Below are 23520 nucleotides of genomic sequence, written 5' to 3'. Positions count from 1 at the left end.
GTTATATATATAATGAAACATTCTATTATTCCTCTTTTTATTCCACATTTAGGATGCCCTCATCAATGTATTTTTTGTAATCAGGTTCGGATTACGGGAAGAAGTACTTCGGTAGAAGCTGATGAAATAAAGAAAACCATTGATTCCTATATAGAATCCGGCTCTTCTGATAGATTTTGGGAAGCTGCTTTTTATGGAGGTTCTTTTACTGCACTTCCTGTTCCGGTTATTGAATCGTTATTAATGCCTGCTTTTAAGGCCTTGAAACAAGGGAAAATACATGCTATCAGATTATCAACTAGACCTGATTGTATTAATGAAGACATCTTGCAATTGTTATCTACTTATGGGGTAACTACTGTAGAATTAGGCGTACAAAGTTTAGATAATAATATTTTACTTACTGCAGAACGAGGTCATACGGCAGAAGATGTTGTTCATGCAGTGAGTTTATTGAAAAAACATCATTTTATAGTTGGGTTACAGTTTATGATTGGGCTTCCGGGGGAAGACTATGCCTCTTTAAGAAGTACCGCGAGAAAAGGTGTAGCTTTAAAACCGGATTTTATTAGGATTTATCCGGTATTAGCATTAAAGGGAACTGTTTTAGGACAAATGATTGCACAGAAGGCTTATCGTCCTGTTTCTATTCATGAGGCGGTTGTAAAAGCGGCATTCTTAAAACGATGGTATAATCGTCACCATATCAAAGTTATTCGCATAGGATTGCAAGCTACTGAAGAATTAAATATGGGAGATGCTATTCTTGGAGGACCTTATCATCCGGCTATGGGGGAAATGGTTGATCAATATATTGCTATGCATCAGATTAAACCGTTCATAATCCATGCAGAACATGCTGAAATTATTTGTTCTCCTCGTGATCGTTCTAAAATAATGGGACAACATCGTAAATCTTGGATACAATATGAACAATTAGTTAAGAAGAGTATTATTTGTAGGGAAGAATTATCCTTACCACAAGGTATTGTTCATGTTTGTGTGGGGGAGAACATTTTTGTGGTATGTATTGATGAGAACTATAGATTAAAAACTAAGTCATATTGACAGTATATTAATGATATAATGTGTAATAATGATAATTCTTGAAATGACTGTAGAACTTTGCTATGATACATATGAATTTTTATATATGTTTATAGAGTTAAAGTTACTTTTGATTAATATAATGTCAGTTTATCAGTATATAAAGCAAATAAGTATTTAAATACAGGAGTGGTTCCTTTTGGAAAAATTAGTTATTAAAGGCGGTCGTCCTTTACATGGACGCGTATGTGTATCCAGTGCGAAAAATGCAGTATTACCAATAATTGTTGCAACATTACTTCCCGATAGTCCCGCTACAATTATTGATGCTCCTAATTTGGAAGATGTAAGAACTATTAGTAGCGTTATTGAGTACTTGGGGGGGAGTGTTATACACAAGGGCAATGAAATGATTTTTGATACATCTATGATTACAAAAACCGAAGCATCTTATGACTTGATGAGTCGTATGAGAGCCTCTTTTTTAGTGATGGGACCTTTATTAGCAAAAAAAAGACATGCCAAAATTGCACTTCCCGGAGGATGTATGATTGGAAGTCGCCCTATTGATTTACATCTTAAAGCTTTTGAAGCCATGGGGGCGGAAATTACTATTGGGAACGGTTTTGTTGAAGCTTTGGCTCCTAACGGATTAAAAGGAGCAACTATTTATCTTGATTTTCCTAGCGTAGGTGCAACAGAAAATATTTTGATGGCAGCCGTATTAGCTGAAGGTAAAACTATTATTGAAAATGCAGCTGAAGAGCCTGAAATCGTTGATTTAGTTACATTCCTATCCAGTATGGGAGCTAATATTAAAGGGGCAGGAACTAATGTTATCCGTATAGAGGGAGTTAAACATTTGTATGGAGCATCTCATACGGTTATTCCGGACCGTATTGAAGCCGGTACTTTTATTATTGCAGCTGCTATGGTTGGTGGCGATGTGGTTATTGAAAATGTACTTACAGAACATTTGAAACCACTTCTTGCTAAACTTAGTGAGGCGGGGGTTGTTGTTGAAAAAGAAATAGATAGTGTACATATTATTAGCCAAGGTCGTATTAAATCTGCAGATATAAAAACTTTGCCTTATCCGGGATTTCCTACTGATTTACAAGCACAGTTTATGGCCATGATGACAGTAGGTGACGGGGTAAGTACTATAACAGAAACCGTTTTTGAAAATCGTTTTATGCATGTTGGTGAATTATGTCGTATGGGAGCGGACATACGAGTAGAAGGAAGAAAAGCTATTGTACATGGAGTTCCTTTTTTACAAGGCGCTTTTGTAAGAGCGACAGATTTAAGAGCCGGAGCTGCTTTAGTGTTAGCAGGACTTGCAGCACATGGTGTGACGGAAATAGGGGATTTACATCATATTGATCGTGGATATGATCATTTGGTGGAGAAGTTAAGAGGATTGGGAGCTGACATAGTTCGTGTCGATAAAGACTAATGCAAGAACACAGGGAAAAATAGGATTTATTCCTTCTTCCGGCTCGTTAATGGATTGGATTGGCAGTCTTGGGGCGGAAGATATTGGAGTCGATTTAGGCAGTTCAAATGTAGTTATTTATATTAAAAACAAAGGACTTGTATTACCTGAATCTTCGGTGGTTGCTATGCGTCATAATTCATCGGATTTTGTTGCATATGGGACACAAGCGGAAGAAATGGAAGGAAGAACTCCTCAGGGTATTTATACTATTCGCCCTATTAAAGAAAGCGCGATTATAGATTATAAGTCTACAGCTTATTTATTGAATTCTATTATTAATCAATCTTATTTAAAAAGAGTATTTTTTCACCCGCGTTTGATTATTTGTGTTCCTGTAGGGATTACAGGTGTACAGCGTAGAGCTCTTTTAGAAGCGGCATTTACTATGGGGGCAAGAAAAACGGTTCTTATAGAACAACCTATTGCTTCTTTAATAGGAACCGGAATTAATATTGAAAATATGGAAGGTGCTATGGTAGTTGATGTTGGTGGAGGAACCGCATCTGTGGCCGTGGTGTCTACACATGGTGTTGTAGTCAGTGATTTCTCGCGTCAAGCAGGATTGGCTATGGATCAAGCTATTATTTCTTATGTAAGAGATAAATATAAAGTAGAGATAGGTAGAAAAACTGCTGAAATAATGAAAATTTCATTAGGGACTATGTGGTATATAAAGGAAGAACAACAATTTTTAGAAGTTTGCGGGTCTTCTTTGGTTACAGGGCTTCCTGTAAAAATTACTGTTACCGGACAGGATGTAGCAGAATCCTTATATCCACTTTTAGAAAATATTTTCCACAAAGTAAGGAATGTTTTACAAAAGACGCCTCCTGCACTTTTAGGTGATATTCGAGAACATGGAATTATGATTAGTGGAGGGGCAGGACAGCTTAAGGGGCTGGATAGGATGATTACTAATTTGACCGGTATACCATCATATGTAGTAGAGCATCCTTTGTATGTAAATGCTATTGGTGCAGGAACTGTATTAGAACATATGAATATCCTCCGTGATGCCTTACAGGATCTAAGATAAAAAAGAGTGCTTATAAGCACTCTTTTTTATAGCAGAAATATTAAAGTTATTTGGATAAAAATGGTACAATAATATATAAATGATTTTATAAACTAATTATGGGAAGTGAGGGATTATTATGAAAAATAAATATAAATTTACTATATTACTAGGGCTTGTTATGAGCATGTTTACTTGGGGAGAATCTTTTGCTTTTGTTCCGCAAATGTCTGTGTTAAGTGGTAAGACTGTAAGTGTTATTGCGGAAGGTACTCGTGTAAAAGAAGGAGATGTTCTTGTATTAGTAGACTCTTTAGTTGGGCCTGTACCGGCTGCTCGCGCAACTGTTGATGGTGTGGTTATAGAAGTTACTGTTGGAAATGGGCAAATTATTGATCAAAATGATCAAGTCGCTGTTATTTCTGAATGACCATAAAGGAGAAATATTTGTAATGAAATGGGATAAGAAATGTAAATTAACAGCTATGATTTGTTGTGCACTTAGTTTGGGTGTTTTATCAACGGCTTTTGCTGAATTTATGTCAGTTTCAGAAGTTAAAGAAGGAATGCATGGGATTGGAAAGACGGTTATTCATGGAACCACTATTGATACTTTCGATGTAGATGTACTTGGTGTTATGAAAAATCGGGGAGCTAATGGAGGGGATCTGGTTTTAGTTAAAGTTTCAGGTCCGGTTATAGATAGCTCTAATGGCATTGCACATGGAATGAGTGGAAGTCCTGTTTATATTAATAACAAATTATTGGGGGCAGTGGCTTACGGGTTTTCACAATCAGGTGGGCGCATTGGTATGGTTACCCCTATTGAAGACATGTTGAAAATTTGGGCAATCGATGACAATAAAGTACAAGTGGATACTTTGAAACCGTCTAAAGATTTAATACCGTTAAATACACCTCTTATGGCTACCGGATACTCCTCTTCGGGATTAGAATATTTAACAAAGAAAATGAAAAATTTTCAAATGGTTCCTTATGCAGCAGCATCCTCTTCAGAAGATACTACCGCTATGCCGTTAGTCCCAGGTAGTTCTGTAGCTGCAACCATGGTTACAGGTGATTTAAAATTAGGCGCTATTGGAACCGTGACTTATGTAGATGATGATCATATTCTTGCATTTGGACATCCTTTCATGTCTAAAGGAAATACTGATTATTTTATGCATAATTCTTATATTTTTACAGTGATTCCAAGCACTTATAGTCCCTTTAAATTAGGGTCTATAGGTGCGGAGATAGGAACTATTAATCAAGATCGTGGTGCAGGTATTGGCGGGATTAGTGGTCGTATACCTTCTTTTATTCCACTTCATACTACTGTTTTTGATGAAGACTTGCATTCTCGTAAAGATTTAAACGTTCGAATGATTAATAATGAAAAACTACTTCCTACATTAACCGCAACTTCCGTTTATAATGCAATAAGCAATACTATAGATAGAGAAGGAGAAGGGACTGTTTCGTTAACATATTCCCTATATCCTAAAGATATAAAGAAAAAAACTTTTAAAAAGAGTAATATGTATTGGTCAACTAAAGATATCTCTTCTAGAAGTGTAGATGAAATATATAATGTATTGGATATTTTAAGTGAAAATAGATTTGAAAAATATGATATACGACAAATTCAGGTAGATATGAGTGTAACTAAAGAACGTAAAACGGCACAAATTTTAGATGCGACCGCTACACCTATGATAGTAAGTCCTGGTGATACGATTTATATCAAAGCGAGATTACAAGCGTATCGGGGAGATATTTTTTATAAAGAACTGACTTTTAGGGTTCCTGATGATCAACCTTATGGAAAAATGATTTTAGAAATTCGTGGAGGAGGAGTGACTCCTTTACCTTATTTAATTGAACAACAAAAATATAATTTGTCTGATGAAATTTTAGATAGACTTCGAGTTTACAAAGATTTTGATCATTTACAAAAAGTATTGTTGAATGAAAATCAAAATAATCAAATAGTTGTTGAAATATTGGATCCGAATGTAAGTATGATTGCTAAAGATGAAACATCCGGTTCTTCTACTGAAATTCAGGGAAAAAAGATAATAACTAAACCGGAATATTTGCATGAAAGAGAGAAGAAAACGCAACAAAATGAGGATAAAAATTCATCTAAAAGTTACGTAAATACTGATTACGTAATTTATGGGGATGGACAATTTTCGTTTACTGTACTTCCTCCTGATAAAAGAGAAGAAGCTTTGAAGCAAATGGTCAAAAAACAAAAAGAACTTATTGCTGAAATGTATCGAGAACAGCAAAGTAGTGATTTAATTAATGAAGAAGAGTCATCTGATTAATTAATATTTTACAAACTAATAGATAACTATTTATTTTAAGGAGAATTTGTTATACTTATACGATAAGTATTTTAAGGAGTTGAGCAGTAGGATGATAACAATGTTGAATTGGTTAGGAAAAGAAACTCTTAATATTTTCCAACAATTAGGAGCTATTGTACTTTTATTAGTATCTACTGTGAAACAATTTTCTAAAATTAACTTACATGAAACTGCTAAACAAAGCTTATCATTAGGTGTAAAATCTTTTTATATAGTGGCATTAACATTATTGTTTACCGGAATGGTTATTTCTGTTCAGATGGCAGGTGTTTTAACACAATATGGGGCAGCATTTTCTATCGGAGGTATTGTAACTATTGCTATCGGGAGAGAGTTGGGGCCTGTCTTATGTGGGGTTGTTCTAGCCGGTAGATGTGGTGCAGCGATTACAGCAGAATTAGGGACTATGCGTGTTACGGAACAAATTGATGCACTACGCTGCTTAGCGGTAAATCCTGTAGCATATTTAGTGGTTCCTCGCGTAGCTGCCTGTATGACGATGCTTCCGCTTCTTAATGTTATGGGAGTGGCTATTGGTATTATTGGAGCTATGATTGTTGCAGCACTTCAACATGGGGTGTCGGCATATACTTTTTTTCATTCTATTCAGGTTTTTTGCGGAACAGAAGATATTTATATCGGACTTATTAAATCTATTGTTTTTGGAATGATTGTTGCATTGGTTGGATGTGATAGGGGGATGACTTGTGCAGCAGGAGCGGAAGGTGTAGGTAAAGCTACTACACAATCTGTAGTTTATTCCATAGTTATGCTTTTTGCTGCTAATTATTTATTGTCATCTTTTTTATTTTAAAAGAGTAGGAGTCAAGTATGATTGAAATAGAAAATCTTAATCAATCATTTGGCAATAGACATATTTTGCGAGATGTAAATTTACAAATCAATAATGAAGAAACTTTAGTAATATTGGGTGCATCCGGCAGTGGAAAATCAACATTACTTAAACTCATCATAGGTTTAATAAAACCGACTTCCGGTAAGATTTTTATAAATGGAAAAGATATTACTCTTATGAATGAAGATGCGTTAAATGAACAACGCATTCATATGGGAATGGTATTTCAATATTCTGCACTTTTTGACTCTATGTCAGTAAAAGAAAATATTGCATTTGGTATTCGCCAGCATCGACAGTGCTCAGAAAATGAAATTGACACAATAGTTAAGGAAAAACTTCATTTGATAGGTTTAGATGATATACAAGATTTAATGCCTGCTAATTTATCCGGTGGTATGAGAAAAAGGGTTAGTTTAGCTAGAGCTATTGCATTAGAGCCGGATATTATTTTGTATGATGAACCAACTGCAGGATTAGATCCTATCAGAGCTACAGATATCAGTTGTCTTATTAAACGTACACAGGAAGTTATGCATACAACAAGTATTGTAGTAACACATGATTTAAAATCTGCATTTTATTTGGCAGATAGAATTGCCTTTCTTTATGAAGGACAGTTTTTATTCATTGGTACAACTGATGAATTAACACGATCAAAAGATAATAGGATACAACAATTTATTCAAGGAAAAGGAAGTTTCAATCAATCCTTATCTATGGGAGGTGAATCAGGATGAAGTGGTCAACAGAAACTAAAGTAGGTGCATTTGCTTTTGTTGGAATCATTCTGTTTTCCGGTATGATGTTTGAATTGAGCTCTATGGTTCTTTTTGGAAAAAAAGGATTTGAGGTTACTGGCTGTTTTACTGAAGCAGAAGGTATAGAACCGGGAAATCCTATTCATTATGTAGGAGTTGAAGTAGGGCGTGTAGATAAGGTAGCGGTAAAAAATGGAGAAGCTGTATTAACCTTGCGTTTTTATGATGGAAGTGAAGTTCCTGTAGATGCAGAATTTTCTGTTCAAGAAAGTAGTATTATGGGTGGGAAATATATCAAAGTTAATGGAGGACATTTAAATAACGGTATATTAAAATCCGGTGCAGTTATTCATGGAGATGGGGGGAATACTATTAATACTGCCATGAATAAGCTTGATAAATTAATTGATACGGCGCAAATTATGGTAAATGGGATTAATGCTATTGTGGCAGATCCTAATTCACAAGGATCAGTAAAGAGTACATTAAGAAATGTAGATCTTATGACACAAAATCTCACCTTTCTTACTGAACAAGGTATAGCTATTGCTAATGAAGTGGATACTATGGCAGCACAAATGAATTCACTGCTTTATCAATTCAATGGCGATGGAAAGGCAGTTGAAGATGCTAGAGCTATATTAGATAATTTAGCTGTTACTTCAGCTAACGCTAGGAATTTATCAGGGCAGGCACAACAGGTATCCGGGAAATTAAGTAGTTTTACAAGTAAAGATCATTTGGATGTGCAAGGGACATTATTATATAATACAAAAAATAGTGAATTTTCTCCTGATTTTAATATACGTATTGGTGGAGACACCTTTATGCGTTTAGGTGTAGAGTCTTTAGGTAATGGCTCCTTAGTTGATGCTGTTGTTGGAAACAAAAAATCTAAATTTGATTTCTATGGAGGAATTATTCGAAGCAAATTTGGAGGAGGAGTTTCCTATAAAAATAAAGATTGGAATTTTAATGCGGATATATATGACCCAAATAATCTAACACTCAGATTAAGAGGTGGTCGAGCTATATCATCTAATGTATATGTAATTGGCCAATCGATATTCCCTCATAGCCGCGAAGGTGGCGGAGAATACTTTGGAATAGGATATATGTATTAATAGTTTAGAAAGGTTGGGAATATACTATGAATAAAAAAATGTATGCAATCTTAGCATCTTATATTATATTAACTGTGAGTATGGGAGAACAGGCTTTAGCATTTGAAACAGACAAGATCCCTACTTCTACGAATGTGCAAGTTACTAATGATATATTAAAAAAACAAGAAAAACTTCCTGTTTATAATAGAGTACTTAATGAGAATAATATGCTTCTCCAAAAAAATTTATCTGTAGAGGAGCAATCTTTTATATTTAATAAAGATAAGGAAGTTTTGAATATTAATCTTCATGATGCAGTAGCTACTGCTATTAATAATAATCGAGATATACGTCTATCTGCATATAAGCTGGAAAAAGCGGAAGCCGCTATAGGCGAAGCCTCTGCCAGTAAAAATCCTACTATCTCTTATAGTTTCAATGGTGGGCGTTCTAAAGTGAAGAATCAAGTAAGCCTTCTTTCTACCGCCTACTCTAACGGAGTTAATGTAGTTTGGCCGTTGTGGACCGGTGGGGCAGCAGAAGGTGCTATTGATACTGCAAGATATACTAGAGATATTGCACATGTTGCACTATATGAGAAAGAAGCAGATATTAAATTAAGTGCAACTACAGCTTATTATAAATATTTACAAGCTGTTAATTTATCTGATGTAGCCGAAGAATCAGTCAGAAACCTTTCCGGACATTTTACTAATGTTCAACAACAATATGCGGCAGGGATTGTTGCTAAATTAGATGTTTTGTCCTCTAATGTTTCTTTAGCTAATGCTAAAGAAAAGGAAATTGCAGCTAAAAATGGTAAGGACGTAGCAGAAGCAAATTTAAATAACATTATGCGTTTGCCGATGAATACACAACTTATTACAACAGATAAACATTTTCCTGAACCGGAAATTGATATCACTTTGGAACAAGCGATAGGTATGGCGCAAAAGTATCGCTGGGAACTTATTCAAGCTGAATATAATGTAAAGATTGCAGAAGAAAGAATATCTATTGCTAAAGCCGGATATATGCCGACTGTATCTTTATCAGGTGGTTATACTTGGAATGACAAAGATTTTCCGGGGTTTAAAAATCAAGGCTGGACTATAGGTGGAGGTGTAAGTTGGCACTTATTTGATGGTGGGGCCACTAACTCTAAAATAAAGGAAGCTAAGGCAGATTTAAAAATTGCAGAAGAATTTTTGCTTAAAGCAAGAGAAAGTATTGAGTTAGAAGTACGCCAAAATTATTTAAATGTATTTGCAGCTAAAGAACAAATTCGTGCAACAGAAGCAGCTGTACAACAAGCAGAAGAAGCTTATAAGATTGCAACAGTTCGCTATACATCCGGGGTTGGTATTAATTTAGATGTATTGGATGCACAATTATTACTTAACCAAGCTAGAACTAATTATATTACAGCTTTATATGATTATAATATTGGTATAGCTACATTAGAGAAAGCAATGGGTATTCCAGCGGTTATACATACAAAATAAAATTATAGTAAGTGGGAGCGCTTATAAGTGAGGCACATGTGGACTAAGCGATGGGGTGTATTAGGAGCTATTTTTGTATTGTTGCTCCTGATAGCTACAGTGTTGGCACGTTTTTGGTTTGTACCGGCTGTCAACAATGCAGCAGAAACTGTCGTACAAGAAAAAATTAATGGACAACTTTCTTGGAAAGAAATAGAACTTACTCCAAGCTATAATATTCGATTGAGAGAGATAGAATTAAAGGATATCTATGGCAGAGATGTATTAAAGTTGCCTGAATTAACTGTAGAATGGTCTATATGTGCTTTAATGCGCTCTTTTTTTGATAATGGAAATAAACTGGGAGCTATTACTAAAGTCATTCTTGAACAACCTACTTTCATAATAGTTAAAGAACAAGAATGGAATTTCAAAAATCTTATTAAAACTGATGATAACGAACAAAGAGCTTCTTTTTATGGGCGGGTAATTATAAAAGGTGGACGTGTTTTAGCTACTGTTAATAATGTTGAAATTTATACTGAAAATGTAAATGGTCAGCTTTATTGGGATGATGAACAGGCAATTCATGGAGCAGTAAGTTTTCTTTATAACAAGGAAAACTTAGTAGGAGATTTTTATTATTATGATGATAAAGACTTTAAAGGAAAATTTTCTCAAGGAAAGTTTTCTATAAAGTTGTTAGAAAATATAGGAATTGCACTTCCTGAATCATTGAAAGATATTAAAAATGTAGATGGGGAACTTCATTTGCAAACCAGTTCTTTTTGGTGTAAAAATGGAGTACTTACATATCATTTGGAGGGTGCTTTACAAAATGTTTTAGCAGATTATAAGAGTTATCATATATCTAATGGTAGCTGTGATTTTAATTTGTATAATAATAGCATTTATGTAAAAAAATTAGCCGCTAAAGTTAATGGACAATGGATTACAGGTACATTTTCTGCAGATTGGATTAAAGAAACAAGTTTATATGGTGATTTTCACTTGAATCATACAAATATTTCTGATTTATTTATAAATGAAACTTTAACAGGAAATTTATCTGGAGATATTCATGTGTCCTATTTTGACGGAAAAACTACTGCGACCGGAATGGTTTATGGAAAAAAAGTTGGGGTAGGAGAAAATATTGCAGATGAAGTACGAGGGGGATTTTCTTGGGATGGAGAAAACTTTCAAGTGATTTCCGGGGAACTATATACCGGTAATGGTTACATTGTAGGGAATGCTCTTTATCATAGTACAGATAATACTTTTACTATTGATGCATATGCAAAGCAAGCAGATTTAAAAAATATTGTAAAATCTATAGGTATAGAAGGGATAGTTACAGGACAAATTTCTTTACAAGGGAATTATACGGACACGATACATCTTTTATCTGCCAATGGAGATATACAAGGTGAAAATATTAGAGGGTTCGGAATTAGAGCCCAAGCTGTTTCAAGTAAGTTTTCTTATAATGAACAGGATGGATATATGATAATATCCTCTAGCAATATATCTTATAAAGATCTGCTTTTAAATTCTTTAACTGCTACTATCAGTAAATTAGGAGATAATTATTATATTTCTTCTTTAGATGGAAGAAGTGGCGCAGGGAGCGTTCATGTGGATGGCGTTTATTCAACCTCGCATATGGATTTAAATACACATGTTGTAAATATAGACTTAGAACCGTTTTCCTCTCTGGTTGGTATAAATATGTCCGGAGCAGGGGCTTTTAAAGGCACTCTTAATGGTAATTTAGAACATCCTGTACTTAGCGGTCGTGTATATGCTACTGATGGAGAAATACATGGGGTACCTTATAATGTGATTCAAGGAAATCTTTTAATGACTTCTGATGAAATCATTTTTGATTCTATTCATTGGAAAGATAATAAAGGTATGCACGTTGTTACCGGTGCTATTGGACTAAAAAATGAAAAAAAGTTAAATTTGCAAATTAACAGCAGTAATATACGTATTGAAAATATTTTAAAAGCGGGTAATTTACCTTATGAAGTAACCGGGTGGGTCGATAATGATATGACGATTACCGGAACAATAGATATGCCTATAATTGATGGAGATATTGTTGCACGAAATGGTTCTGTGATGGGAGAATTATTTCAAAGTTTTTCTACTCATTATAGTTATAAAAATGGACAATTATCTTTAAATAACGGTATGGGAAATATATATGATAGCAATATATTGTTACATGGAAATATTTCTTCCGATGCATTGGATCTAGAAGTTAATTTAACCAATGTAGATGTAAGGCGTATTTTACAGAAGGACAGTGTAGATGGAAAAGTTACACTGCATGGGCATGTAAGTGGAAATATAACATCTCCTCGTTTTATTGGAACTGTTGAAAGTGAGCAGCTGAAAATTGGTGATGCTTATATGAAACATTTATCTGCGCAAGTGGAGTATTTCAATCAGGTTTTATTTGTGAATCAGGGGATTTTTCAACAAGGAACAGGAAGCTTTACATGGAAAGGAAGTATAAATATCGAGTCGGGGGTTATTAATGGGGTGCTACAATTTTCAGAATGGGATATATCTGAAATTGCTAAGTTTATGCAAGTATCGTTGTATGAAGTGTCAGGTATCGTAAATGGTAATATGCATTTAAGTGGAGATATTAATAACTTAAATGTGGATTTATTAGCAAATATAGTTAGGGGGCAAGTAGGAGAAACTTTAATCTCTGAAGGGAAGATTGATTTATCTTATAAAAATAAAGCATTAATGATACGATCCTTTAGAATACCGGTTGGAAGTGGTTTGTTGGCAGCCAAAGGATTTTCTACGCCGGATGGGGAACTTGATATTCAAGTGGCAGCTAAAGATATGGATATTTCATGGATTCCTAGAATAGTCGGAAAAACCGATACTTTTGTTAAAGGACATTTAACTGCCGGGGTAAAGGTTAATGGAACAGTAGATAAACCGAATGCAGAAGTATCTATCGGGATAGATAATCCATCCTATGACGGAACTGATTTTGATAAGCTGTTTATTATGGGAACAGTTGCAGATGGAAAGATATTTATTAATCAAGGCTTAGCAACTAAAGGGCCTTATAAAGCATCTGTTTCCGGTTCTATGCCGATAAGTTTTATTACTCGTAAAAATCTATCTAGTAACATTCCATTTAATTTATCTTTTAACTTAGATCATGCCGATCTTAATTTGCTTGCTATGTTAAGTAAGTCTGTGGCACAAGCAGAAGGACCTATTCATGGACAGTTAAAAGTAACTGGAGATTGGGACGATCCTTTATTAACAGGGAATATTATTGTTAAAAATGGCAATATCATTTTACAAACGATGAAGGAACCATTATCCGGTATTAATGGAGCTATTGACTTTAATGGAAAATCAATGAATGTTAATGTTAATGCGGATGTCGGAGAAGGAGTTACTTCTGCGAAAGGTACTATTGGATGGAATAAAGGAAAAATTATTACTTATAATGGGGAAGCACATTTGCATGCTCCTTCTATAAAATCTGTTTATTATACTGGAGCCTGTGATGCTGATTTTACTGTTGAGGACTTGTATGGCACACCTGAGTTAAAAGGAAACATCATAATCCATGATGCAACTATAGATGTTCCTCTTTCTTTAGAGTCCGATGATAATTCAATTCCTCTTGCAGCACAAATTGATATTACTATTGGTGATAAAGTCAAGTTATATAATAGTTTAATTTATGATTTGGTAATTAAAGGGAATATTAAGATTGACGGACTGTTATCAGAACCGATTACAACAGGGCGTGTAGATATTCTACAGGGGAATATTCATTATTTATCGAATGTTTTTAATGTATCAGAGGGATATGCTATTTGGGGTGGTGCATCAGAATCACTACTTCCGGTAGTACATCTTAAAGCAAATAGTAAAGTGAGCAACTATAAAATTGCAATGAAATTAAATGGTGTGCCGGGAGATTTTAAATTTGAACTTTCAAGTGAACCGATACTTAATGATTCACAAATTGTAATGCTACTTACTACGAATACTGATTTATTAGGAAAAAATGAAGAGGGCTTACAAAATGCTCTGTTTAATGCCGGTTTGCAAATGGTATTTAATAGCAGTGGTGTACAAACTTATGTGAAAGAGTTAGTAGGGTTGGATTATATAAATATCACGTCAAGTTTAATGGATGGTTATGAAGGCGTTGCTGCACAACATAATAATTACTACTATATTAAGATTGGAAAATATTTGTTTAATGATTTTATGTTAATGGCAACTACCGGTATTAATAATGAGCAGAAGAGCGTTGGATTTCACTACGACTTAAAATCACGTGTCGGTATATCAGCATGGTATAATAGTAACCACGATACATATATTGGTGCTGATTGGAAATTTAATTTTTAGGAGAGTCATATGCTTGCGGAGTATATACAGTCTCTAAAAGGGCTTAATAAACTTACACAACAAGAAGAATCTTTATTGTGGCATAAATTTAAAATAGAGGGACAAATAGAAGCGAGACAAGAGTTAATTGAGCATTATCAACTCTTAGTGTTTAAAGAGGCACTAAAGTATCAACTACAAGAGACTTTAATTCTTGATTTAATTCAAGAAGGTGTAGTAGGGCTTATGGAAGCAGCTGAACGATATAATCATACTTCAGGTGTGGCATTCTCTTTATATGCACTGCATAGAGTGCGTGGTAGAATGATTGATTTTCTTAGAATTGCACAGAAAGAACTTCTTTTTGATCAACAAGATGAACAAATACAGAATCCGCTTTTTAATAAAATGGTTCCTGATGTAGCTTTTGAATGTGCTGATAGAAGAGAACTTAATAAAGCTATTGAGCAAGCATTTGAAAGATTACCTAAAAGAGAAAAAGATGTAATACAAAATGTGTATTACCAGGAAAAATCTGCGTTGGAAACTGCAAATATAATGGATGTAAGCGCAACTTATGTATATCAGCTTGAAAAGAAAGGGATTCGGCGTTTAAGAGGGATACTTTCCAAGCTTATGCACGAGAGGAAGTGGCTTGAAAATAAGTGAATATAGAAGATAAATGAAGAAAATGATAGATAAATCAAGATTTCATCAATGTTTGATGGTTTACTTTATATAATAGATATCCGATTATTTTAAAAAGGAGGAATTCCTATGCCTGGAGATAAAATAAGTCGGGTGAGAGCTATTCGTAAGTGGCTAGAAAAAGCAGAAAAATCATTTTCCAGCCAAAAAAATTTATCAGGAGAGCTTAATTTAATTATGGCTCGAGCAGAAATACAACGGCTAGATGAGGTTCATAAATGGGCAAATACTAAAAAATGGTGTATTCGAACAGGAACCTTTATAATAGCAATAACTATATTTATAGGTGGCTCTTTTTTTCACAAGGGTATAAATGTAACTTCAGATAATATTCGAAAGGATAATTCTGAAGTAGAGTCTCAATTTTTAGTTGATACTGCTAAAGGAATTAGTATCACTACATCTTCAGATATAGTGAAACAAGAAAATATAGATTACGCAGATACTCAATTACCAAAGTCAGAACTTAATTCGGTAGAAGCATCTGAAATAGCAATAAATAGTCAAGGTTATGAAGAAAGCATAGAAAATCATATGTCAATAGCATCCGAACATATGATAGAATCAAACTCTATAATGAGTGCAAGGGAAATACAAAGCGTTGTTGGTGAAGCTGGACGTGCATTGCGCGGTCAGTAATTATATATTAAGTATAAATAAAGTTTTATTTTTAGGAGGATTTCAATCAATGACTATACAGTATAAGAAAACATTATTAGCGTCTGCTATCGTAATGTCGCTTACTGGATTTAATGTTTATGCAGCTAATGGTTCTCATGTAACAGAAAGCCAAATGTTTAATGTTAACCGTGGAGAAATGGAAAGTATGTTAACAGAAACAGAACCGGTTTCTGTTACAGTTCCTGAAAGTATAGACATGTCGATGGAATCTTTTACTGAAGAAACTAATTCCGGCATAATGGATAGAAGCATTCAAGGTATGACAAATTCATCTTCCGTAGGTGATGCTTCTATGTATCTAGCACCTTCCGATAACGAAGAGATTGCCAAAGCTGTCGGACAAAAATTGACTTCCATTGATTTTTCAGGGGTGCCTGAAGAGGTAAAAGCACAATTATTACCTTTAGTGACAGAAAAGATTGGAGATTCTATATCGATGGAATCTATTCATAAGGATATAGCTGCATTAGGTGGCACAGGAGTTTTCTCACAGATTTCTCCTATGTTTAAAGCAGTTCCTGAAGGAATGGACTTGACTTTTGTTATGGTATCTAATCCAATTATTCATAAGGTGGATTTTGAAGGTAATACAGTTTTTTCTAATGCAGAGTTAGAATCTATTATGCAAATTCCGTCAGATAGTGTTTTAAATTTTGCATTAGTATCTCAACATGTAAAAGAAATTGAAAATCTTTATTTACAGCAAGGATATATTTTAGTTTCTATTAATGATATTACAGTTACAGAAGATGGAACGCTTAGAGTTAAAATTGCGGAAGGTAATGTTGAAGATATCCAACTTATTGGTAATGAAAAGACCAAGGATAAGGTAATCCTTAGGGAACTTAGACTGAAGAAAGGAAAACCGTTTAACAAATATTTAGCAAGTCGAAGTATAGAACGCCTTTATAACTTAGGCTTCTTTGAAGATGTTAATATGCGATTGCTTCCAAGTGATGTTAATGATCACAATGTAATAGTAGAAATTGATGTAATAGAACAGAAAACAGGTGTTGTAACTGTTGGGGCAGGATACTCTCATTCTGATGGAATGGTGGGAATCTTGGAACTTGGTGAAAATAATTTCCGTGGAACAGGTGATAAAGTAAATCTCCATTGGGAATTTGGTGGTTCTTCTAAAGGGAAAAATTATGAACTCTCTTATACGCATCCATATATAAATGATAATGGAGATTCTTTAGGTGTATCTGTCTTTGATCGTCGTTATAGTTATGATGATTATGATTCTGACGGACATACTATTGCTGAATACGATAAGAGAAAGAAAGGTTTCAACATTAGTTGGGGACATGTTAGCGGGGAATATCGTACACATCGTTTTGATTTCCAAACCGTTAGAGAATCTTATGATAACAGAAATGGATTTAAACCCGGATCCGTTATGTTGAAATATTTAAAAGATAATAATATTGCCGATTATACACAATCTGATTGGTATAAAAAGATTATGGAAAACTTTGGGCGTACCAATAGTTTTACCTATACGCATGTTTTTGATAATCGAGATAATTACTACAATGCAACCAAAGGGCGTAGACTATCCTTCTCTGCAGAAGTTGGAGGACATGGTCTCGGTGGTAATTATGATTATTATAAATTTACTGCAGAAGGTCGTTTTTATAGGGCATTAAGTAATGGACATGTATTAGCATTACGTGTAATGGCAGGATATGTGAATGGTAACATTTCCTATAATAATTTATTTGATTTAGGTGGTTCAGATTCACTTCGTGGATATGAAGATGACCAGTTCAAAGGACGTAAAATGTATGAAGCTACATTAGAATATCGTGTGCCTGTAAGTAAAAAAGTGGAAGCTGTATTATTTACAGATGTAGGTAGTGCATGGGATATTCAGGAAGGCAAGATGCCTTGGTATAAGGATGATAACTCCATTCATGCATCTGTTGGTGTAGGTCTCCGTTTGCAAACGCCAATCGGTCCGGTTAGACTTGATTATGGTCATGGAGACCGCAATAAGTTCCATTTTAGCTTTGGTGCACAGTTCTAAATGGGAGAGTGATAACTGTGTTTCCTTCTACACAAAAGAAATTAAAAATAGCTTTATGTGCAGGTATGTTAGGAGGAGTATTATTATTCCCAAATGTAAATGTGGAGGCATCCCCTATACAGGAAGTAACAGTTGATTTGGTTTCAACAGATGAAGAGATGCCGGCTTCTGTAAAACAACGTGTTGAGGCAAGTATAATCGCAATTGGCAATCGTATTTTAGTAGGAAAAGAAAAAGATCTTTTCCTACTAAATCAATCTCAATATAATGTAGTCTTGTCGGATATTGTTAATAGAGTAGTTGCCGGCTATATTGTTTCCGGTTTAGAAATGGAATATGGAACCACAACGGTAATGCATATTAAACTTTCTCCGGTAGGACAAACTATAAAGAAAGTAAATACGATTATTGAATATAGAAATATAATGCCATTGGCACAAGAATTGATTCAGGAAGATTTAGTAAATATATCTCATCAGATGAGTAATTTACTTATAGGTCTTCCTGTAGATTCTCTTGGATGGGCAGAAAGTGTTTCTCAAACTGCAGGACAACAAATAGTTAATCAGGCATTACCGGAATTTGATGCTCATTTTAAAGTAGATTCAGGGGAAGAGACTACAGTTCATATTTCACTTGTACCAAGAGGTGAAATTATTAGAACCGGAAAACTTACTTTTAGAAAGACCACAATACCAAGGCTTTTTATGTATAGAGCAACAAGTAAAACGGAACAAACAATGTGGGATTTGGAGGGACTACCTGTAGACTTTGTTGTTAGACATAGAGAAGAGATTTCAATGTATATGAAAAATATGTTGGAACAAGATTCTTTTGTAAAACAATATGATTTAGATATTGAAACATTACTTCACCCGGGGATTGAAACGGAACTTTTGGTAGATGCACTTACTGATCATTGGATTATTCAAGGTGAAGCTTGGTTGGATATAGGTCATGAGGGAAAGAAAAATACTGCTATTAATGGGTTTTTAGGACATTATGTTGGTACAAATGATGTAGTATTTGGTGAAGTTCGTTTTTATCCAAGTCCAGTAACCTTTAATGTATTTGGTGGATGGCAACATTATTTCGGAAAAGCATTTTATATGGGAATGAAATATAATTTCTCAAATAATGAAATACACTATTTAGTGCATAAAGATTTCGGTACATCATGGGCTTTTCAATATGATAGAAATTTTACAGATTCTATTGATGAAATAGGAGTTTTATATAAGTTGCATAATTATATGACTATTGAATACATTTATAATAACGAAGAAGGAAATTGGCTTCGACTTATTGTTAATTTATAAGAGGAGAGAAAATAATATGATGTCATCATTAGGAAGTAAAAAGAATGTTAAAATTTTTTCACTTGCATTAGCAGGTGTATTTATTGCATCGATTGCCGGTATGGCATTGGTGTCTATGGGGGATGTTGCTAACGCTTCTCCTACTTCAGATATTGGTGTAGTAGATCAACAAGAAGTATTAAAAAACAATCAAATGGTAGCAATGGAATACCAGAAGAAACTGCAAGAAACAGCAAATCAGACAAAGAAAGATTTTGATACTAAAGCAGAAGGTTTAAGTGATGAAGAGAAAGAGAAGCTTTATGCTGATATGAGTCAAGAATTTAATGAAAAACGAGTTGCTATTGAAAAAGATATGAAAGATCGTATTGAAGGTGTAGTAAAGTCTGTTGCTTCTAAAAAAGGACTCTCTCTTGTAGTAGAAAAGAGTGCTGTTATTTATGGAGGTACAGATATTACTAAAGAAGTGTCTGATGCTATGGCACAACAAGCAAATAAATCAGCAGGTACAGATTCAGAAAAGAAGTAAGGTAATTTATGAAATCTCCGATTAAAATAGGTATAGTATTAATTGTTTTATGTATTGCTATAGGGACGATGTTTTCTTTTTATGAACACAAAAAAATAGAAAGTGTAAGCTCTATATATGGTGTTATTGACTTAGAAACGGTAGTAAAAGCACATCCCAAGTATAGCGAATATTTTAAACTAGAGACAGAATATGACAATCTTTTGAATACTTATCAAGCGGAACAGAAACATTTTATCTCTATTGCATCTAATCAAGAGAAAATTACTCATGCGATACAAGGGCAATTGGTTGCTAAAGCGAAACAAGAAGAATATATCGCTAAAGTAAAAATCAAAGAAGAAGAACTGAATCAAGGTCTGAGACAGCTATATGAAGAAATATCTCAAAAGCATTCTTTACAAACAGGAGATGCAATAGTAAGTAAATTGTCTGCTGAAGATAGTAATCAACTTACTAATTTGCAACTACAATTATCTACATTGGAACTTTTTGATGTAGATAAACAAGAAAAGACACAAAAAATAGCTGCTTTATTGGATAAGAGACATATAGAAGTCGGTTCTATGGTTGGTTGGACATCTGCTGAAGTGGAAAGAATGGAAAGTGCTAAATCGGAGGCATCTAAAGAACTGGAATCCTATGCAAAAACAGTAGGAGAAATGATTATGCAAGAACAGCCTCTTGAAAGAATGAATCACGCTGCCTTAATAAATCAACTACCTGAATTTGATTCATGGGACTTACAATGGAAGCAGCGTATCAGTGATAAGCAAAATCAAATGGCTGTATTAAAAAAACAAATTATGGATGATATACAAAGGAATGCGGTCTCTATTGCACAGGCTAAAAATTTAAAAATGATATTTGCTAAACACGAAGTAAATATAAATGCTATAGATGTTACCGGAGACTTGGTAGATGCTGTATTGCGTGATGAATAAATGGAGGGATGTAACATGGGACAGCCAATGTGGAAAAAATTGGCATGTATAGGATTGATTATGGGAACAACCATATTGTCCGGATGTGGCAATCAAGAGAAAGTAGCGGTGGTTGATTATCAAAAAATTGAGATGAAATCTGCTAAAGTACAAACTATTGAGAAGGAAATAGAAGCGAAGAATAAAGAAATTGGAGAACACCTTTCTGCTGTACAACAACAAGATATTTCTGATGAAGAGTTGCAACAAAAATATGTAGAAGCACAGCAAGAACAAGCGATTTTTATTCAAAGTAAACAAAAGCAATTGCAATCTCTTATTGAAGCACAATGTCAAAAGATTGCAAAAGATAAAGGATATACAATTATTATGCGTAGTGGAATGGTACCTGATGGAGCTACCGATATTACGGATGAAGTACTTACCGGTTTAGATTAAATTATAAAAACTTGCCTAATATGTAATGGAGATACGTGATGAATAAAACAACGGCTGAATTAGCAGAAATAGTTGGTGGACAATTATATGGAGACCCTACACATATAATTTCAGATGTAAAAGGAAGTAGAGCTGCGGGAAATTCACATGTTACTTTTGCGCAAGGAATTTATCTGGAGTACATAGAGGAGTGCAATGCAGGCGTTATTTTAGTTGATGAATTGCCACAAAATTTTACTAAAAATATTATTTTGTGTGATGATGCAAAATATGCTTTCAGTCAATTGGTGGAATTATATCATCCGGCACCTCAATTTTTACCGGGTATACATGATACAGCTATTGTAAAAAAATCAGCAGTAATAGATGAAACGGTAACGGTTATGCCTTATTGTGTTATTGATGAATATGTACATATTAAAGAGGGAACGGTTTTATATCCTTATGTATATGTGGGGAAAAATGTACAAATAGGTAAAAATTGTGAAATTAATCCCGGTGTGGTTATTCATGAAAATACAATTATTGGAGACAATGTTACCCTTCGTGCTCATGCTGTTATTGGTGGGCAAGGTTTTGGATTTGCTACTGATGAAAAAGGGCATCATACACATATTCGACAAATTGGAAATGTTGTTTTATATGATGATGTAGAAGTTGGAGCATGCAGTACAATAGACAATAGTACTATGGATAGTACTATTGTTGGGAGAGGAACAAAGATTGATAATTTAGTTCATCTTGGGCATAATGTAAAAATGGGAGAAGATTGTTTTTTGTGTGCACAAGTTGGGGTGGCAGGAAGCACTACTGTAGGAAACAATTGTGTTTTAGCAGGTCAAGCAGGAGTAACCGGGCATACAACAATTACTGATAGAGTAACACTTGGCGGGAAAACAGGGGTGATTGGGAAAATAGATAAGCCGGGCGAGTATGTTGGATTTCCTGCTATACCACGTAGTGAATGGGGGCGCACTCAGGTTTTAACTTCTCGTCTTTCGGAAATGAGAAAACAATTAAGGCAACTTCAAAAGGCAGTTGAACAACTAATCGGCAATAAGTGATTTTTATACTGAAAAAGGTGCAGTTTGCATCTTTTTTTGTTATAAGTATGAGGTCTATATGAAAGGTAATTATTTTTTATTAAAAAGTTTAAGCTGGTTTTGCTGTAAACTTTCTGAGAACCAATCAAAAAAATTAGGAGATAAACTAGGAGAGTTTTTTTGGTTGTTAGTACCGAAAAGAAGAAAAAAGTTAGCAGTACAAAATATACTACGAGCAGGTATTACTACTGATGAAAAAGAAGCGGAGCAAATTGCAAAAATATCTTCTGTTCGATTTGGCGAATTGGCTGTATCTATGTGTAGATTTCCCCTTTTAACGAAAGAAAATATAAAAGACAAGGTGACTATTACGGGCAAAGAAAAGTTGGATAAACTTATCGAAGAAGGGAAAGGTTGCATTCTTGCAGCAACACATTGTGGAAATTGGGAAATAGAAGGTGCGGCTCTGGCTTTGTATGGTTATCCTATTCTTTCTGTTGCAATGCAGCAAGTAAATAAAGAGTTTGACCAGTTTTTAACTGAATATAGATCTATGGTAGGACAAACTGTCGAATATAAAACAGGAGTTCGAGACATGTTAAGGAGACTTAAGCAAGGATATTTTGTAGGGCTTCTTTGTGATCAAGATCCGGGAAATACAGGAATAGGTTCTATGTTTTTTAAACAAATGACACTTACACCTTCCGGTCCTGCTCATTTCTCTATTTTATGTAATTTACCGGTAATGACTGCTTTAATTCATGAAACAGAAGCAGGGCATTATGAAATTATTATTGGAGATCCGATTATTCCTGATGAAGGATTAGATAAGAAAGAAGCAATTCATAATGTAACCGATAAAATCAATCAACGATTGGAAAATTGGATAAAGAAATACCCGGGGGAATGGTTTTGGTTGCATAATAGATGGAAATGGACAGATCGATTACATCCGGAATGGAAATAAAATATGTTAGAGGTATATGAATACCAAATAAAAAGGGAGACATAGAAAATATTTGGGATATTATTATTTTTAAAAGAAAAGGTAATCAATAAGTTTCCGTATTTTTTATCATGGTTAAAGTACTATAAGCGGTAAAAATATTATTTTATTCACTTATGGGATATACAGTTATTCCGGGCAGCATTAACGGGATTCACGTGGGAAATAGGTCAATTATTATGACGATGTATCATAGAATTCTTTTAGAAGACCATTCTATTATTAATAAATAAACAGAATATATCTTTAATTTATGCAAACAAAAAGACTATCGATT

At 34.3% G+C, this 23520-nt stretch carries 19 protein-coding genes; all 19 read left to right on the top strand.

What is annotated here, in order from left to right; genetic code table 11:
- Positions 1 to 12: 12 nt before the first annotated feature.
- The 19 genes from BCB69_RS03480 to BCB69_RS03390 all read left to right on the top strand — a co-directional run bounded on the left by BCB69_RS03480 (position 13) and on the right by BCB69_RS03390 (position 23204).
- On the top strand, positions 13 to 1068 hold the full coding sequence (locus tag BCB69_RS03480) for an elongator complex protein 3 (protein ID WP_069177012.1): 1056 nt from the start codon (positions 13 to 15) through the stop codon (positions 1066 to 1068).
- A gap of 178 nt (positions 1069 to 1246) precedes the next feature.
- Positions 1247 to 2506, top strand: a complete 1260-nt coding sequence (murA, locus tag BCB69_RS03475) for a UDP-N-acetylglucosamine 1-carboxyvinyltransferase (RefSeq protein ID WP_069177011.1) — start codon at positions 1247 to 1249, stop codon at positions 2504 to 2506.
- Positions 2490 to 3584, top strand: coding sequence for a rod shape-determining protein (mreB, locus tag BCB69_RS03470; protein WP_236887167.1), 1095 nt, complete (start codon positions 2490 to 2492; stop codon positions 3582 to 3584). Before murA ends, mreB begins: the two co-directional genes overlap by 17 nt.
- 118 nt (positions 3585 to 3702) lie before the next feature.
- Positions 3703 to 3993 (top strand): DUF2118 domain-containing protein, encoded by a 291-nt coding sequence (locus tag BCB69_RS03465; protein WP_022513507.1) that lies wholly within the window; start codon positions 3703 to 3705, stop codon positions 3991 to 3993.
- 22 nt (positions 3994 to 4015) lie between these two features.
- Positions 4016 to 5899 carry a SpoIVB peptidase S55 domain-containing protein gene (locus BCB69_RS03460; RefSeq protein ID WP_069177010.1) on the top strand — a complete coding sequence of 628 codons (1884 nt, stop codon included), beginning with the start codon at positions 4016 to 4018 and terminating at the stop codon, positions 5897 to 5899.
- 91 nt (positions 5900 to 5990) lie between these two features.
- A complete protein-coding gene (locus tag BCB69_RS03455; RefSeq protein ID WP_022513504.1) occupies positions 5991 to 6755 on the top strand; it encodes an MlaE family ABC transporter permease in 765 nt (254 codons plus the stop codon).
- Between the two features lie 17 nt (positions 6756 to 6772).
- Positions 6773 to 7537 (top strand): ABC transporter ATP-binding protein, encoded by a 765-nt coding sequence (locus BCB69_RS03450; protein WP_069177009.1) that lies wholly within the window; start codon positions 6773 to 6775, stop codon positions 7535 to 7537.
- The gene (locus tag BCB69_RS03445; protein ID WP_069177008.1) at positions 7534 to 8682 is read left to right on the top strand and encodes an MlaD family protein; all 1149 of its coding nucleotides are present in this window, start codon (positions 7534 to 7536) and stop codon (positions 8680 to 8682) included. Before BCB69_RS03450 ends, BCB69_RS03445 begins: the two co-directional genes overlap by 4 nt.
- Positions 8683 to 8708: 26 nt before the next feature.
- A complete protein-coding gene (locus BCB69_RS03440; RefSeq protein WP_069177007.1) occupies positions 8709 to 10169 on the top strand; it encodes a TolC family protein in 1461 nt (486 codons plus the stop codon).
- A gap of 36 nt (positions 10170 to 10205) precedes the next feature.
- The gene (locus BCB69_RS03435) at positions 10206 to 14564 is read left to right on the top strand and encodes a translocation/assembly module TamB domain-containing protein (protein WP_069177006.1); all 4359 of its coding nucleotides are present in this window, start codon (positions 10206 to 10208) and stop codon (positions 14562 to 14564) included.
- Positions 14565 to 14573: 9 nt separating this feature from the next.
- Positions 14574 to 15212 (top strand): sigma-70 family RNA polymerase sigma factor, encoded by a 639-nt coding sequence (locus BCB69_RS03430; protein WP_022513499.1) that lies wholly within the window; start codon positions 14574 to 14576, stop codon positions 15210 to 15212.
- 108 nt (positions 15213 to 15320) lie between these two features.
- The gene (locus tag BCB69_RS03425; RefSeq protein WP_069177005.1) at positions 15321 to 15890 is read left to right on the top strand and encodes a hypothetical protein; all 570 of its coding nucleotides are present in this window, start codon (positions 15321 to 15323) and stop codon (positions 15888 to 15890) included.
- 49 nt (positions 15891 to 15939) lie between these two features.
- Positions 15940 to 17964: a BamA/OMP85 family outer membrane protein gene (locus tag BCB69_RS03420; protein WP_107528611.1), complete on the top strand. Its 2025-nt coding sequence runs from the start codon at positions 15940 to 15942 to the stop codon at positions 17962 to 17964.
- 8 nt (positions 17965 to 17972) lie between these two features.
- The gene (locus BCB69_RS03415) at positions 17973 to 19283 is read left to right on the top strand and encodes a Tat pathway signal sequence (RefSeq protein WP_147360780.1); all 1311 of its coding nucleotides are present in this window, start codon (positions 17973 to 17975) and stop codon (positions 19281 to 19283) included.
- Between the two features lie 16 nt (positions 19284 to 19299).
- Positions 19300 to 19812, top strand: coding sequence for an OmpH/Skp family outer membrane protein (locus BCB69_RS03410; RefSeq protein ID WP_022513495.1), 513 nt, complete (start codon positions 19300 to 19302; stop codon positions 19810 to 19812).
- 8 nt (positions 19813 to 19820) lie between these two features.
- Positions 19821 to 20756: a hypothetical protein gene (locus tag BCB69_RS03405; protein ID WP_069177004.1), complete on the top strand. Its 936-nt coding sequence runs from the start codon at positions 19821 to 19823 to the stop codon at positions 20754 to 20756.
- Positions 20757 to 20771: 15 nt separating this feature from the next.
- Positions 20772 to 21194 carry an OmpH/Skp family outer membrane protein gene (locus BCB69_RS03400; RefSeq protein ID WP_022513493.1) on the top strand — a complete coding sequence of 141 codons (423 nt, stop codon included), beginning with the start codon at positions 20772 to 20774 and terminating at the stop codon, positions 21192 to 21194.
- Between the two features lie 38 nt (positions 21195 to 21232).
- Complete coding sequence (gene lpxD, locus BCB69_RS03395; RefSeq protein ID WP_022513492.1) at positions 21233 to 22258, top strand: UDP-3-O-(3-hydroxymyristoyl)glucosamine N-acyltransferase; 1026 nt, start codon at positions 21233 to 21235, stop codon at positions 22256 to 22258.
- Between the two features lie 58 nt (positions 22259 to 22316).
- Positions 22317 to 23204: a lysophospholipid acyltransferase family protein gene (locus tag BCB69_RS03390; protein ID WP_022513491.1), complete on the top strand. Its 888-nt coding sequence runs from the start codon at positions 22317 to 22319 to the stop codon at positions 23202 to 23204.
- The last annotated feature ends 316 nt before the right edge of the window (positions 23205 to 23520 follow it).

Origin of the sequence: Dialister pneumosintes, assembly GCF_001717505.1 — a bacterium.
Lineage (GTDB): Bacteria > Bacillota > Negativicutes > Veillonellales > Dialisteraceae > Allisonella > Allisonella pneumosinta.
This window is presented reverse-complemented; position numbering and strand designations above follow the sequence as displayed.